The organism is Gardnerella sp. DNF00038 (assembly GCF_049262855.1).
GTDB lineage: Bacteria > Actinomycetota > Actinomycetes > Actinomycetales > Bifidobacteriaceae > Bifidobacterium > Bifidobacterium vaginale.
This window is the reverse complement of sequence record NZ_CP058407.1, coordinates 221,452-237,336: the sequence shown is the minus strand read 5'-3', so window position 1 is coordinate 237,336 and position 15,885 is coordinate 221,452. Positions and strand designations below refer to the sequence as shown.

General features: G+C 45.8%; 13 protein-coding genes. 1 reads left to right on the top strand and 12 read right to left on the bottom strand.

All coding sequences use genetic code 11. The features are described 5' to 3' along the window. Nucleotides 1–265: 265 nt before the first annotated feature. The gene (locus tag HXT19_RS00890; protein ID WP_422119712.1) at nucleotides 266–1,633 is read right to left on the bottom strand and encodes a hypothetical protein; all 1,368 of its coding nucleotides are present in this window, start codon (nucleotides 1,631–1,633) and stop codon (nucleotides 266–268) included. Between the two features lie 553 nt (nucleotides 1,634–2,186). On the opposite strand from HXT19_RS00890, the gene HXT19_RS00885 reads away from it, so the two are divergent. Further along, on the top strand, nucleotides 2,187–2,372 hold the full coding sequence (locus HXT19_RS00885) for a hypothetical protein (protein WP_032837398.1): 186 nt from the start codon (nucleotides 2,187–2,189) through the stop codon (nucleotides 2,370–2,372). Between the two features lie 38 nt (nucleotides 2,373–2,410). Here the strand turns inward: HXT19_RS00885 and HXT19_RS00880 are convergent, their stop codons facing one another. The 11 genes from HXT19_RS00880 to HXT19_RS00830 all read right to left on the bottom strand — a co-directional run bounded on the left by HXT19_RS00880 (nucleotide 2,411) and on the right by HXT19_RS00830 (nucleotide 15,874). After that, entirely contained in the window at nucleotides 2,411–3,271 is an 861-nt protein-coding gene (locus HXT19_RS00880; protein WP_004118091.1) for a KilA-N domain-containing protein, read from the bottom strand. Nucleotides 3,272–3,819: 548 nt separating this feature from the next. Next, nucleotides 3,820–5,253 carry a Maf family nucleotide pyrophosphatase gene (locus HXT19_RS00875; protein WP_101888049.1) on the bottom strand — a complete coding sequence of 478 codons (1,434 nt, stop codon included), beginning with the start codon at nucleotides 5,251–5,253 and terminating at the stop codon, nucleotides 3,820–3,822. A 33-nt stretch (nucleotides 5,254–5,286) separates the two neighbouring features. Continuing rightward, nucleotides 5,287–6,318, bottom strand: a complete 1,032-nt coding sequence (gene thrB / locus HXT19_RS00870) for a homoserine kinase (protein WP_422119711.1) — start codon at nucleotides 6,316–6,318, stop codon at nucleotides 5,287–5,289. A 57-nt stretch (nucleotides 6,319–6,375) separates the two neighbouring features. Beyond that, nucleotides 6,376–7,764: a homoserine dehydrogenase gene (locus tag HXT19_RS00865; protein ID WP_101888051.1), complete on the bottom strand. Its 1,389-nt coding sequence runs from the start codon at nucleotides 7,762–7,764 to the stop codon at nucleotides 6,376–6,378. 72 nt (nucleotides 7,765–7,836) lie between these two features. Beyond that, the gene (locus HXT19_RS00860) at nucleotides 7,837–8,829 is read right to left on the bottom strand and encodes a CPBP family intramembrane glutamic endopeptidase (RefSeq protein ID WP_048730846.1); all 993 of its coding nucleotides are present in this window, start codon (nucleotides 8,827–8,829) and stop codon (nucleotides 7,837–7,839) included. A gap of 143 nt (nucleotides 8,830–8,972) precedes the next feature. Continuing rightward, complete coding sequence (locus HXT19_RS00855) at nucleotides 8,973–10,118, bottom strand: D-alanine--D-alanine ligase family protein (protein WP_004113708.1); 1,146 nt, start codon at nucleotides 10,116–10,118, stop codon at nucleotides 8,973–8,975. Nucleotides 10,119–10,203: 85 nt separating this feature from the next. Further along, the gene (locus tag HXT19_RS00850; RefSeq protein WP_004113710.1) at nucleotides 10,204–11,199 is read right to left on the bottom strand and encodes an NAD(P)H-dependent glycerol-3-phosphate dehydrogenase; all 996 of its coding nucleotides are present in this window, start codon (nucleotides 11,197–11,199) and stop codon (nucleotides 10,204–10,206) included. A 166-nt stretch (nucleotides 11,200–11,365) separates the two neighbouring features. Beyond that, nucleotides 11,366–12,247, bottom strand: coding sequence for a lysophospholipid acyltransferase family protein (locus HXT19_RS00845; RefSeq protein ID WP_064623315.1), 882 nt, complete (start codon nucleotides 12,245–12,247; stop codon nucleotides 11,366–11,368). Nucleotides 12,248–12,281: 34 nt separating this feature from the next. Further along, on the bottom strand, nucleotides 12,282–13,154 hold the full coding sequence (locus HXT19_RS00840) for an anchored repeat-type ABC transporter permease subunit (RefSeq protein ID WP_101888052.1): 873 nt from the start codon (nucleotides 13,152–13,154) through the stop codon (nucleotides 12,282–12,284). Then, nucleotides 13,154–13,975: an anchored repeat-type ABC transporter ATP-binding subunit gene (locus tag HXT19_RS00835; protein ID WP_075038814.1), complete on the bottom strand. Its 822-nt coding sequence runs from the start codon at nucleotides 13,973–13,975 to the stop codon at nucleotides 13,154–13,156. Before HXT19_RS00835 ends, HXT19_RS00840 begins: the two co-directional genes overlap by 1 nt. Before the next feature lie 54 nt (nucleotides 13,976–14,029). Then, on the bottom strand, nucleotides 14,030–15,874 hold the full coding sequence (locus HXT19_RS00830; protein WP_101888053.1) for an anchored repeat ABC transporter, substrate-binding protein: 1,845 nt from the start codon (nucleotides 15,872–15,874) through the stop codon (nucleotides 14,030–14,032). Nucleotides 15,875–15,885: the final 11 nt, after the last annotated feature.

Sequence of the window (15,885 nt, the reverse complement as noted above, 5' to 3'; positions counted from 1 at the left end):
AAACACTGGCAAAAATAAACAAACACAAAAAAATGCTTCCGGTTTTGAAAGCCCCTAGTAGCAAACAAAACCGAAAGCAACAACACTCAACACCCAAACCCAACAAGCTAAACGAATCAACACTGGGAAGAAAAGAAAAACAATAGCAAACCAATGTTAAAACAATAAAACCAAAGAGAATCGGGAATAAACCAGTGTGATGCTTCCCTACAAAACACCACACCAGTCGTTGAGCGCAAACCCTAAATAAGGTGGTAAATAATGCTTAGTGACGCATCTTGCGAACAGCAGCACCCATACCAGCAAGCATAGAAGCAGCCAAAGCAGTCAAAGCAACACCAACACCAGCATTACCAAGCTTCTCGCCAGCCTTACCATGACCCTTAGCACCCTTAGCAGCAAGCTCACCCTTAGCAGCAGCCTTACCAGCAGCGGCTGGAGCAGCAGCCTGAGCCTTAGCAGCCTCAGTCTTCTTAGCAGAAGCCTGAGCAGCAGGACCAAACTTACCATTCAAAGCATCAGCATAAATCTGCTTCGTACCAGGAACAGCTGGGAAATCAGCAGCCAAAGGATCAGAAGTCACAACAGGAGGAAGAGCAGCAGGATTCACACCCAAACGAACTGCATCGTTATAAGCATCCTTATACTCAGCCAAAGCCTTGTTATAAGCAGCAACAGCAGCGAAAGCAGCATCACGAGCAGCATTAAACTCAGCTTCAGCCTTCTGCTCAGCGTCAAAAGCACGCTGCTCATGAGCATGAGCACGGTTCAAAGCATCACGAAGAGCAGTTTCCTTAGCAGAATTATTCTCACCAGAAGCCAAGAAATCAGTCAAATCCTGGTTAGCCTTCTCAGCAGCGGCCTTACGAGCAGCAAGCTCAGTCATAGTCTCAACAAGAGTCTTCCTCTTAGCAGCATAATCAGCCTTCTTCTCAGCAAGATTATTATCAGCCTCATCCAAAGCAAGCTTAGCCTTATACACGTAATGAACAGCAAGCTTCTTCTTAGCAGCATCAGACAAGTTCAACTTACCAAGATCCTTGATCTTCTGATCAGGAGTGGTAGTATCGTCCTTCTTATCATCCTTCTTAGGAGCCTGCTTGTCGTCCTGCTTTGAATCCAATGAATCCTCAGTGTACTCGCTGCTACCAAACACAGCCTTCTTCACAGCCTGATACTGAGCCTCAGTAATCTTGCCATCAAGCAAATCATTGTATGCCTTACCAAGCTTCTCAGCACGAGTACCAGCATACTGAGCAAGCAAATCAGGCTGGAACTCATCTACCGTAGGATTCGCAATACCACGCTTACGAGCTTCAGCAGCAACGCCCTCAGCAGAAGAATTATTCAATGTATCGTTTGGATAATCAAGAAGACGGTGAGATTCTGCAGCGTCTTGTTCATCCTCAGCTTTTTGCAACATGGCTTTAAGCTCTTGGTAAGAGCTTGTTTTAGAGGTGCGAATATTATTTGTTACAAAACCAAGTCCACGCTGTTCTGCCTCTTGAGCTAACTGAGTACGCTCAGTATCAGTAGCAGGAACTTTTGCAGCCATTGCTGGGGTTGCCATTGCGAAGCCGGCAAGCAAAGTTGCGCCAGCAGCGAAAGCGGCGATAGCCTTCTTATTCATCATTTTAATTTCCTTTCTTCTTCTCCTCCGCGCAGGTACACGAAGAAAAATCTTAAACATCCAACAACATTCAAAACATTGTGGATAACCACCATCTAGAGCATCTAGCTAGCAGCTGTTATTAACATACCCCCCCCCCGTTTAAAAAAGTCAAGAGGCAACCACATAAAACAAACAGAAAAAAATAATGTCACACACAAACTAATCCACAATAAAAACTATTTTCACCATAATATTTGCGGATTAACACTAATAAAACCGTAAAAACACATTATTTCAAGGTTTTTAAAGAATTTTCCCAGACTTTTCTCAGGAAACTACTCAGACAAGAACACTAGCACTACTAAACCATTGAAAAATCAACATTCCACACAACCCACACACGCAACACGCCGACACCACACAGCGCCACACCAACACCACGCCGGCGCCACACCGACACCACATCAAATGCCACGCTACAAGATAATCGCACCCAATTAAATTCCCGCGTTTGTTCCCATTTTTGGTGTTTTGGTAAACAAAAGCGGGAACACTTGCCCGTGTTTGTTTCTTTTTGCCCGAGATTGTTTACGCATTTGGCGATTTTGGAAACAAACTCGGGCAAAAAGAAACAAAACAAGAGAAGTCACTTCAATTCGCTGAACTCGATAAGGCAGGTCGTCGCGCAACTAGCGAATCCAGGCAAGAAATCGATCAGCGCGCAGAAACTGTACTGCACGCATACACTAAAACGAGGTAAATATCAGTATTAAGCGCAGAATTAAAAAGTGATTAAACTCAATTTTTTAGCGCGGAATCCAAACTCTTTATTCCAGAATTATTCAAATTCTCAAGAGATAAAATCTGCGTTCGCGCCAAATTTCTAAGTTCCACCATTCGATCTGCCTGTGGCAAACCCTTAGAAATCAAAACAGCGTTATAGCTTTCCATATTCGCCAATACAAGAAGTTCATTAATACTCGCCTCGTCTCGAATGTTGCCTTTTGACTTAGGATTTGCATCTCTCCATTGTTTAGCAGTCTTATTAAACAGTGCAACATTTAACAAATCTGCTTCATTTGCATACTTATACATCAACTGCTCAGGAGTCAAATCCTTCAACAAATATTCTTTAATAGCATCCGTATGAATCTTGTAATTAATCTTCGAAATCTCACGATTCAAATTCCAATTCAGCGAAAGCCTTGAGTTCTCATCAGATTTAAGTCTTTGATAATCTTTGATAATATATAGTTCAAATTCTGCTGAAATCCAAGCCGCAAACTTAAATGCTATATCTTTATGAGCGTAAGTTCCACCACCTCTACCGGATTTTACAAGTAAACCTATTGCATTCGTGATTTCTGACCATTTTTTAGGAGATAGTGTAAAAGCATTGCTACCAGCTTCTTTCAAAAACCCCTCGAATTCGACGGGTTTAAAATTCGGATTGTTTAGTCTCTCCCATATGCCTAAATACTCTATTGTACTGTAATTTCTCATCCAGTTTGCAACAACCACATTAGGCTCTTCTTTGTTTTTATATCTCGCAATATCGGTTAAACTAACGTAATCATTCCTAAAATCTTCCGTATAAACCTGTATTGTAAAGCCTTTTGCCTTAATAATATCTTTTTTAATATTTGACGCATTAGACATAATTTCCCCCCTAATTTTTACGCAAATCTACGCAAATAGTTGCTTTATTTGATTTGTTTACTTTATTTCTATGCGCTTAACACAAAACCCATGAATCACAAGCAAAATTACAAAATCAAGCACAAGCCATATAACATCTAACAACTAGTAGAAAACTAGCATGCATCAGCACATAAACATAATTCTATAAGATTTCACAGATAAGAATCAACAAACTCGGATTATGATACAAACACACTACAAGGTTGCATAGGTCACACCAATTGAGGTAGAGATTCGAGATTTTTCGCAGCGGATGAAGCGAACCTCAGCATGAAATGGTGATTCGCTGAAGTAGCAAGAAAAATCGAGAATCTCGGCGATGAAAATCACGTAAAAGTTCTAGACATTCAGAAGGTTTGATGTATTTCTCTACGAGCAATAAAAGAGGAGCGTAGCGACGGGACTTGCGAGGAGAGAAATACTCAAACCTCGCGCAACACCAAATAGGAAAGCGCTCGAGCACTCTAAACGAAAAGGCAGGCCGTCGCAATGCCAGCCTTGCGACGCTACCTTTGCGAGGCAAGAGAATCAAGGCGCGCACGGAAAGACGGCCAATCAGTGCGCATTGCCGTAAGCAACTTCAGCTTTGGCACATCATCAATCGGCACCCACTTGATTTCCATGCTCTCGTCGTCATGCGCGCACGGATTCACACAATGACCCGGCTTTTCAAACGCGAAAACCGTTGTATACCGCCAATTTCCGTGACTTTCGCAATATGCTCCAACAACATCAATGTCTTGAGATGTTATGTTCGCTTCTTCAAACGACTCTCGCAACGCACCCTCAATCGCAGTTTCGCCATCAGATATTGCACCACCAGGAATCCCCCACGTTCCACCTTCCGCGCTCCAAAGCGCGCGATGTTGCATAACAACATGAGTCACGCGCCCAGTGGTCTCATCTCGCCTAGCGAGCAACACGCCAGCCGCGCCATTATGGCCCCAATGCTTGCGCCCGCAATCGCACATAACCCATCCGTCTCCAGGCTGGTGCACGTTTTCTTTAGGCACTTGCGCGGAAGCAGGATCGTCCTTAATCGCCTCTCCCTCTAACTTGCGACTATTCCACAAATCTGGCCAAGCGTACCCAAAATCGCAAACCATCTGCCTTAGTAGCGGCAAGCTAATCCCAAGAACTCCATGCGGATCGCCCTGAATTCCCTCAATAAATGCCCCGCCAAAGCCTTCTAGCGTAAAGGATCCTGCCACTTCCAGCGGCTCGCCAGTTTCTACGTACGCGCGTATCTCCTCATCGCTCATATGTGCAAAAGTCACGCTTGCGCGACTCACTTTGCACACGGTTTTGCCGCTTTTTGCGTCGATTAAGCAATGACCAGTAAACAATTCTCCAGTTTTTCCGCTCATTCGCTTAATCCGCTCAAATGCCACTTCAGGAGTATGCGGCTTGCCGTAGCATTCGCCGTCTAGCAAAAACATGGAATCGCAGCCAACAATAAGCACGCTGTTGCAATCTTTACAAGATTCATTCATATGCGCAAAATCGTGAATATCAAAAGTCTTAGTAGGAACTTTTACGCCCGAAAAATCGCGAGTCTGTGCAGTATCTACGTTATGCGTTATATGCGATTGCGAATCACTTGCTAAAGCGCTACTAGCAGTTTCAGAAGATTCAGATTCTGCAGACTCAGCCTCAGCCTCCAGCGGATACCCCACAACCAAATCACCACTAGCCGAAGCCGCCGCATTTGCAACAAGCTTCCACGACTCATACACCGCAAAAGCCTTTGCTTGCGCCAAAATCGAAACGCGCTCCTCGGCGCTCATCTGCTCCACGCTAACACCTTGCGCATTTGCAGCATTACGCAACGCCGCTGGCTCATCTACCTCGCTCACATGAATCACAGGAATCACGCCTGCAGCAGCCAGCACTGCTCTACGCGATGGCGATTGAGAAGCCAAAATCAACGAAACTGTCATACCTTACTCTTCCTTTTTACAACTTCGCACAAATTATTCGCGAGTTATTGCAACACCAATAGAATCAACATGCACGTGCAAAACTTTCCAATCGCAGCCGCTTAAAAGCGGTTCTGCAATTTTTTCTATTTTTTCGCTTATATTAGTAGCGTTATTTTCATCTACGGTTGCTGGCGACTTTTCCTCATAGAACACCGCCGCGCAAGATCCAGCTCCCGAGATTGCAGCCGCAAACCCCTTGTCTCGCAAAGCTTTTACTAAATCCCAAGTTGGTTGCATAAGACTTGCTCGGTATGGCTGGTGAATAGCGTCTTGAGTAGCTGTAAAAAGCAAATCGTTTCTAGAAAGAGTGGATTTTACGCAAGAATCGCAAGAGTTGGCAGAATCGCGAGAATCACCAAAATCACCAAAATCACCAAACGCAATCGGCAATAAGCAAGCGCGCGAAACGTTAAATACGGCATCTACATATGGCACTTTTTCTGGAAGCGCTTGGCGAGCCATTTGAGTTGAAAGAGTAAAGTTTGGCACAAAAATCGTTGCACGAATTTGCTTAGAAACGCCGTATCGAACAGTGTGGAACTCATCGCCATTCTTCCAACTGGTTGTCAATCCGCCAAAAACCGCTGGAGCAACATTATCTGGGTGACCTTCAATCGAAGATGCAAGCTCAAAAATCGCCTGCTTATTAAGATTTCCATTATGCGCAAAAGCCCAAGCTGCAGCTACGCCCGAAACAATCGCACTGGCGGAAGACCCCATTCCGCGCGCTTGAGGAATGCGATTATGCGCTTCTAGAGTAAAGCGCAAATGCGGCAAGCCAAACACTTCGCACGCTTTGCGGAACGCGCGAACAACAAGATGAGTCTCGTCTTTGGGCAACGTATCTTCTCCTTCGCCATGAATAATCACGCGAACATCTTGCGAATCATCAAGCGAATCATCAAGCGTAAAAACTAGCGAATCCGCATAATCAAGTGCAATTCCTGCAACGTCAAATCCTGACCCAAGATTTGCGCTGGTTGCTGGCACGCAAACTGACACACTGTTACATACTGGTTTCATTTCGCACCTTTTCCACTCGAGCAGCCTACTAAATTACTTAATTATTCGATTACTTAATTACTCAATAATTCGCAATGCAAGAGGCTTTGCACACACAACATCCACTTTTTGCAAATCAGCAAGAATTGCGCGCAAATCAGCCTCTGTGCAATCTTTTACAAGCACGCGCAAATCGCCAGGACCGCCGATTCCGCAAGCTGGGCAATCGCCCTCGCCCTCATATTGAGTTTGGCAAAGCATAGGCAATCGTTCCGCGTTAACTCCATGCGCATCAAACACATCCATCACTTCGCTGCAAAGAGCAAGTGAAGTATCCTCCATGCTGCATCGCACAACAAAATCCGCACGAATCGAGCGCGTGGAAGCCAAAGATTTTGCGTTATACATTGGCACGCTGGCATCGCTGCAACCGCGCGCTATGTTTCTAGCAGCTCCAACAATATCTCCAACAACCGCGCTTGCTGTTGGCGCACCACCAGCGCCGCGGCCGTAGAACATAAGATCATCCGCCGCTTGCGCTTTAACAAAAACGGCGTTAAAGCTGCCATGAACGGAAGCCAGCGGATGCTCTTTGCTAACCAACGCTGGGTAAACGCTTGCGCTCACCAATCCATTCGAATCGCAAGCAACCGCTGCAAGCAGCTTGATCACGCGATCTTCTGCACTTGCCGCAGCAATGTCTTCAGCCGTAATCGCGCTAATTCCTTCAACACTAACGTCATCAATGCTTATTGGCATTTGGAATGCAAGTGTTGCAAGAATAGCAGCCTTGTTTGCTGCATCAAATCCTTCAACGTCTCCTGTAGGATCCGCCTCCGCGTACCCCTTTTCTTGAGCCGCGCGTAAAGCCGAATCAAAATCAAGACCGCGAACCGTCATCTCGTCAAGAATATAGTTTGTAGTTCCGTTTACGATTCCAAAAATTTGCGTGATTTTGTCGCCTACAAGCGACTCTCTAAGCGGACGCAAAATTGGGATTGCACCTGCAACAGACGCCTCGAAACTTAAATCCACTCCGTTTTTTTGCGCGCAATCGTAGAGTTCTGGACCAAACTTTGCAAGCAATGCTTTGTTTGCTGTTACAACCGACTTTCCGCATTCTAGAGCGGTTTTTACAAATGTGTGCGCTGGTTCCAAACCGCCAATTAGCTCAACGATTATGTCTATATCTTCGCGTTCACATAATGCTAGAGCGTCTGCGCTTAGAAGATTTTTGGCAATCCATGGAGCGTCCACATCTTCTGGATGCAAGCATGCTACTCCTGCAAGTTCTAGCGGAGCGCCGATTCTCGCCGATAAGTCAGCGTTTTCTTCCACTATTAGACGCGCTGTTTGCGATCCTACTGTTCCGGCGCCTAAAAGACCCACGCGGATTGGCTCAGCAGAAAAGTCGCCAGCAACCGATCCATCACTATTTTCTGCATTTTCTGCATTTACCGTAACCATAAAATCGCCTCCAATACACTAATCAATCACAAATAATCCCGTAATCCGAAATCACACTAAACGCGTTCTCGCTCACACAAAAAGCATTATCATATTCATAAGCACTGAAACCACAAGGAAACCCATAATGCCGACTGTTCCGTAAAGCGCCTTTATTCCAGCACTTCCGCGAATTTCAAGCGGCGAATCGTAGAATTCGAGATATTTTTTACTCCTTGCTAACAGCACAATTCCAAACACAAACATAACAATCATGAACATCGCGTAAAGACCTATAAACATGAATCCAGGAGCCAAATCCGCGATTTCTTGCGTTGTAAGATTCTCAACTTTAATTAAGTTCCCGTTTGAATCCATCATATTGTCGGAAATCCACATCGCTATAACGCTTCCTTGGAAGTTCACAATCATGTGCAAAGCAACGCTGTATCTAAGCTGCGATGTGCGCGCATACATGTAGCCGAACACAAGTCCCAGCCCAAAAGCGTAGAAGAACTGAAACATGTTCATATGGAACAACGCAAACGCCAGAGCCGAGAACACAATCGCGCGCTTTTCGCCATACACTCGCAGCCTGTCTATAATCTGCTTTCTAAACAGCCATTCCTCCACAACTGGAGCAAGGAAAACAACGAAAATCATGGTTTCCCATACGTTTCCGCCTGCCACTATATCTGCAATCCTGTTTTCAGCTTTTCCGCCAGATATAAGCGCAGAAATCGCCAAACCTAGGTAGTTTCCTGCATACATTATCGGTACGCTCACTGCGAAAAATCCAGCAAACTGTCTGAATGTCATTGTGAATTTGCGTGTTTCTACCGCTGGCACTCGTCTTAAAACAAGCATCGCTATCGGCAACGCTATTAAGTATTGCGCAATGTCTGACGAAACGAAGGAGCTTAATGAAGGACTTAGAACACCTTTTGGAATGAACAAGCCTATAAGTTCACCTATTAAAATAGTTGCAAGAATCCAAACAAATAGGAATAAGCACAGCGATACACCAACATCTCCTTGACGTTTTCGCGCTAAATGGTACATGTCGTTATGCTGAGTTTTTCGCATTTTTACCTCTTCGTTTGTGTTTTAAGTTTTCTCTTAAACCTGATTTTATACAGACTTTAAGATTTGATATTTGCGCAAATTTGCACAAATTCTTCGGTTGCTGGCGACTAATCCTCAAAAACCATGATTTTTTGAAGTTTGTCTCAGTCTAAAATCACGCCTTCAATAAGTTTTGTGATTAAATCACCGTAGCTTATTCCTGTTGCTTCCCAAGCTTTTGGATACATGGAAATTGGCGTAAATCCAGGCATTGTGTTGATCTCGTTAATCATTACATGTCCTTCTGGAGTAACGAAAGAATCCACGCGACTAAGTCCTCGACCGTCCGCTGCTTTGAACGCTGCGAGCGCAGTATTGCGAACGCGCTGCAAAGTTTCTTCTGGCAGATTTGCTGGCACTTCCACGTGTGAAGCTGCGGAATCCATGTATTTGCTGTCAAAATCGTAGAACTGGTCTTCTCCAGCCTCGCGCTTGTCAAGCACAACTTCTCCAGGCCAGCTCGCTTTAGGCTCTTCGCCGTCGCGAGCGGCAAGAACCGCGCACTCAATTTCTCGCGCGTCAATTCCTTGCTCTATCAATACTCGCCAATCGTGCTTCGAAGCCTCAAAAACGGCATCTGCTAAAGCTTTAGCATCGCGCGATTCAACTTTTGTAACTCCAAAACTAGATCCTGCTCGGCTTGGTTTTACAAAAAGTGGATACTCGAGTTTTGCTTCTTCAACTTGCTCAAGAATTTCGTTTGCGTACGCGTCAAAGTGATTTGCGCAATCATTAGCGAACTTTCGCACATCCAGCGCGATTCCTGGAGCAACATCAATTCCAGCCGCCTTAAAAAGTTGCTTAGCGTAATACTTATCCATGCACGCGGCGGATGCCAAAACTCCGCAACCAACGTATGGAACTTGCATCATTTCTAGCAAACCTTGCAAGGTTCCGTCTTCACCGTTTGGGCCGTGAAGAACCGGAAAAACAGCGTCAATATGACCCAAACTTGTAAGCGTGCCATCTGCCTCTCGCACCAAAAATCCGTCGGCACCTTTAGCTGGGTCTAGCACAACATCGCGCGTCTGCTCGGTTTTTGTGATTACTGGCAACTCGCCTTGCTCCATGCGGAAGTTTCGCGGATCTTCGCCGCCAACAATCCACTCGCCTTGCTTTGTGATTGCAATACGTACGATTTCAAATCGACTTTCGTCTACAGCACTGAGTACTCCAGCAGCCGATATGCAAGAAATCGAATGTTCGTCTGCTTTACCGCCATACAAGAACACTACACGCTTTTTCGTCATTTTTTTCCTTTGAAAATTATTTTAATTATCTTAATTATTTTAATTATTTTGAATTATCTACGCGCACGGCTTATAAGGAATTTCACTACTCTTCGCAAACATCGTTATCGAAAAGCATTGCAAGCATCTCTTGGCACGATATTCCTTCTTCTAGCACACGAGCCATCGCACTTGCAAGCGGAGTAGCAACTCCCAAACGCTTACCCATTGAAACAACCGCGCTAGTAGTTGGAACGCCTTCAGCCACACCATTGCTTACGGCAGTTGCTTCTTCAACGCTCATGCCTTTCCCAAGATTTGATCCAAAAGTGTAGTTGCGGCTTAGCGGAGACCCGCAAGTTGCAACTAAATCACCAAAGCCTGCAAGTCCTGCGAATGTGCGCGAATCTGCGCCTTCTGCAACGCCCAATGCCGTCAACTCTGCAAGTCCACGCGTTTCAATCATAGCTGCTGTATTTTCTCCATATCCTGCGCCTCGAGCCATGCCAACTGCGAGCGCAACCACGTTTTTAAGCGATCCGCACATTTCTACGCCGATTACGTCGGTTGATACAAACGCCTTAAAGTAGCTGTTTGAGCAAGCTTTTGCCACCACTTCGGCATTTGCGCGATTCTCGCACGCCACAACCGCTGCCGCATGCTGCCTTAATGCCACTTCTTTGCTTAAGTTTGGCCCCGATAATGCTGCAAAACGGTTGCGCGGTAAGCTTAAAGCTTCGCACACAACTTCGTCCATACGCTTGCCTGTCGTGCGCTCAATGCCCTTCATAAGCGAAACAACAATCGCATGTTGCGGAATTTTGCCAGCAAATTCTTCAAGTGCAACGCGCGCAAATTGTGCTGCAATCGCAACTACTACAATGTCTGCGTTTGCTACAGCTTCTTCGCGATCCCCAGTAGCAGTCATGTTTTCTGGCAAACGCTCTACGCTTGGCAGCCTCACTTCGTTGCGGTGATTATCTCGAATGCCTTCCACAATTTGCGGCTCTATTGCCCACATTGTCACTTGATTTCCCGCGTCTGCAAGCACTTGCCCAAACGCCGTACCCCAAGCTCCAGCACCCAACACCGTAACGTTCATGTTTACGCCTAGCCTTTCGGTTTTAATCTATATACTTTTGTGATTTAAGTATTTACGATTTTATGTTTGCATACTTTTAATCAAACTATTGCATAATTCTACACAGCCCGCTTTACGGATGATTCACAAAAGTTTTACGGCTTAGTGAACCGCAAATTTACAGTCACTATTCTTTGACTCTCTTCATAAGTCTATAGTCAAAGTATCCTTCTGGTGCTTTTTCTCCGCGGATCTCTTCCATAATTTCCGTCATGCGTATGCGTACGCGACGAGCCAATTCGGCAGCAGACTCCATAGGCGGCAAATCACCCCAATTTTCCATATCTTTTAGAAGATCCGAATAATCAAGACGCGCATCGTAGCACATTACAACGTTCTTCTTTGGCCACGGCCACCAATGATTGATGCTTGCAGCACCCCATGTAACAGCGCAAAATAGCGGAATTTGATGCCCCAGCCTACGCGATGCTTCGAGCGCAATAACTCCGATTCCTGGCTTCATGCTCATAGGCCATTTTTGAGGGTCGCGCGTAACTGTTCCTTCTGGCCATACGCTAAGCGGTCTACCGTTTGTTAGGATTTTAATCGATTCTTCTTCGATTTCACGTGCTTTTCCGCTTCTGCGTGGAACTGGTTGCATGCCAACAAGCTGGAACCATTTTCCTAAGATTGGCCAATGCGCAAGCTCTGCTTTTGCCATGTATCGCGGACGTCGGCCTTGGTGGAATAGAGACGTCATTGGCACGAAAACGTCGAACATTGTAACGTGCGTGCAAGCGGTTATAAACACGTCTTCTTCTGGCACATTCTCTAATCCCCATGCGCGCACTTTGCAACGAGATCTAAGCACGCGAGACGTTCCTTCGAGCAGGCGCTCAGTTGCTTTTGGATTTTGCGCGTTGATTTCTGCCGTATTTGGCGTCCGCGCGCCAGTTGGGTAGTAATAAGTAGGATCAACTAACTTGTGTGCTCGCGCTAAGCGTTCTACTTGCTCATCACTGAGCGGCTTAACCGCGCTTCTAGGCGAAGGCTTTCCTTTAGATACCATACGTCTATTGTGCCGCAAACTATAAACCGCAATTTTACGAAACAACTGATCGCAGTTTCGGCACAATCCTCGCCAACAACCCATGTTTAGGCGAGCACATCCACGCTAGAACAAACATAAAAGTCGCAACCAAAACGATTGTGCCGCCAGTAGCAGTGTCTAAACTCCAAGACAAGTACATTCCAAGAATCGAAGAAGCGCACCCAATAGCAGGCGCCAAAATCATCATTTTCCCAAGTCTGTCGGTAAGCAATCGCGCAGTCGCCGCAGGAGTAATCAAAAGCGCTAAGACAAGCACGTTTCCGATTATTTGCACAGATACTACTACAGCAATCGCAACTAAAACGTATAGCATTCCATCCAACCATGCTACTGGCAAACCCATTGCGCGGCTTGTTTCTCGATCCATTGAAACGCATACTAGCTCTTTGTGGAACATCATTAGAAGCGTTACGATTATTAGCCCTGTTATTGCTACTACAGCAATGTCGGAGTCTGGTATTCCTGTAATGGAGCCAAATAGGAACGATTCCAAGGATCCTGCATAGCCCGAAGCCTTTGAGATTACTACGATTCCCAGCGCAAATGCAGACACAAAAAATACGCCGATAAACGAGTCTTCGCGAAGTCTACGATTTTGGCTAAAGATTGATACGATTAGCGCGGTTGCAACTCCTGCGAGCGCGCCACCAAATAGCAAATTTCCTTGCAACACAAATGCGATTGCGAGTCCTGGAAAAACGGAGTGCGCTACTGCGTCTCCAATAAACGCCATTCCGCGTAGCACTACGTAGCATCCTACAACTCCGCATATTACGCTAGAAAGGCACGCTACTATAAGCGCTTTGAGTAAGAACCAAAGGTCTGGGTTTGTAAGGTCTTGTATAAAGTCGATTGGAGATAGCATTATTTTTCTACCACACTTTCATGCGCCATAACGCGCTCTACAGCTTTGATTAGTGGATTTTGCGCATCCACATGGAATGTTTGCACCCATTGATTTGCGTTTAACGATTCTGGAGCGCCGTCGCCCACTATGCTTCCGTCGAAAAGCATGATTCTAGAACACGAGTTTATAGATCCGATTATGTCGTGCGAGCTCATCAAAATCGCTTCTCCCGACTTTGCTAAATCCAAAAAAAGACTCGTGAGCAGCTCTTGAGTAGGCATATCTAAGCCTGTAAATGGCTCATCTAAAAGCAACAATCGCGGCTGTCCTGCAAGAGCACGTGCAACGAGTACGCGCTGCCTTTGCCCGCCCGAAAGCTCGCCGATTGTGCGATCCCTAAAATCCGCCATTCCTGTGCGCTCAAGAGAAGCGAGCGCTATCTCGTAGTCCTCTTTTTTTGCGCGACGCACGTATCCAATGTGACGAATGCGGCCCATCATTACCACGTCTAGTACGGAAAGTGGAAAATCCCACGCAATATCGTGGCGTTGTGGCACGTATCCAACGTTGTTTACTCGCGAATTAATCAAAGATTCACCGCTTTTATTAGCGTGCACTTCGAGTTTTCCAGAATGCGGTATTAGCCCCATAATCGCGCGGAAAAGCGTTGTTTTACCAGCTCCATTTGCACCAAGAAGTCCCACAAATTCGCCACTTTTAATCGTAAACGAAACGTCTTTTACAATCGTGCGACTGCCGTAACTTACGCTTAAGTTTTGCGCGTTTATAACAGCATTCGCATCCATATTTGCGTCCATATTTCCCTCGTCAATCCTCATCGCTTAAATCCAACATAAATCCAACATCAATCTCACTTAAATCCAACTTCAATCTCACTTCAAGCACTTCGCTAAAGAATCCGCGTTCGCTCGCATCATATCCGCGTAAGTTCGCACTTTAGAATCGAAAGCATCTCCATAAATCGGGCACACTTTTACGTGCGCTTGCGCTGCCAACTCCTTCAGCACAGACGAACGCGATATTAAATTTGGCTCCAAAAACACAGCTGGAATCTCTAAATCGCGCAAAATCTGCTGCAATCTACGCCTATCTTGCACGCTCGGCTCGCTCGAAGGATTAATCGTTACAAATCCTGCAATATTCACGCCGTAAGTTTTACCTAAGTACGCAAAAGCGTCGTGCGTTGTAACTAAATTGCGCTTCTCTTTTGGTATTGACGCCACTTTTTTGCGCATATACGCATCTACGTCTAACAACTTGTTAATGTATCGATCCGCATTTTCGCGATATTTACGAGCATTTTTAGGGTTCACTTCGCAAAGGCGATCTGCGATTGTGCGCACGTATGCTATGCCATTTTTTACGGATTGCCACAAATGCGGGTCAATATCTCCGTGAACGTGCTTTCCTAAAACTGCTTGCGGCAGCTGATAAATCTTTTGCCTTGCAGCTCCCAAAAACCTGTATCCTTGTTCGGCTGGTATCTCTTTTAGCGCGTTAGTTGGAACTTCTACAACCACATCGCGAGGCGCATAATACACGCGTTTTGGCGTAGTGGAGCGTTTTTCTTGCAAAGTATCTACGCGGTACACAAATCCGCGTTTTGCTAAGTCGTAAGCTAAATCTGCATGACCCTTGTTCAGCACTACGCTAGCTCCACGCTTTTTGGCTATTTTTTGCGCATTTACGCCTACAGCAAATCGCATTTTAGCGTTTCCAAGGCTAGACACTACCTCGTTTTGCGCGTTTAGCATGTCGGCGTGCAAGTCAAGCGTGTATTCGCCTGGCTTGCTAAACGCCCAGCTTAAATGCGTGTGTGCGTCTGCTGGCAAGTCTACGTGGTCGTTTGCGCTTATTCCGTTTGCGCTGTTAAAGTATGTTTCTACGCTTCCAAAAGTGCCAGTCAAGTATGCAAATAGCGCGCCTGGTCCGCTTACTTTTGTAGCCGTTAAGCGTATTCTGTCGGACCTTTTCATGCTGTATGCGTTCGGCTTTATTACAGTTGCGCGGCCTTCTTTTGTTGCGGTAGAAGGCGCATTTGATTGCAAAGATTGACCTGACTTTTCTAGTTGGCTAACTTGCTGTGAATTTGTTTTTGTTTTATTGAGATTGTTTAGCGAAGCTAACTCACCAGCCGCCGCCGAGGGCGATTCTTCCGCACGCTTTTGCGTATTTGCGCTTGCACCGTCTTGCGCACTATGCGCTTCCTCGCTCGGTTGCGCAGCCATGCGTTCTGTAGCAAGACCTAGCCAAATCGTGTCTAAAGACACGTCTTCTACCATCGGAATAATATCTGCAGCGTGCTTAACACTTTCTTCCGCAAGTTGCACATTTGGCACACCTTTTCGCAAATTAGCGTCCAAAGCTGTAATTACGCCGTGCTCCTCAAGCATCATGTAGTTACTAAAAGCAACATCCGCGTACACAACGTCTCTAATTGAGCGCAAACGCGGCTCGTACGAATGCGGATCCGCGTTGTCTGGCACAATCGCACTCACATTTGCTGCGTCTCCTGCAACATTCGCAACCATATCTCGCAAAACGCCCGTTGTTGTTACAACGTTAATTTTCCCAGATTTTGCGTTATTCTCGCTATTTGCACGAAGCGCGTTGTTAGGCGCACCGCACGCGCCCAGCGGCAGCGCGGTTAAAACTGCTAGAGCAGCAGAAACCGCGCGCTTCACACTTTTTTTACCTAGTAAATCAACGATTTTCATTAATTTTACCA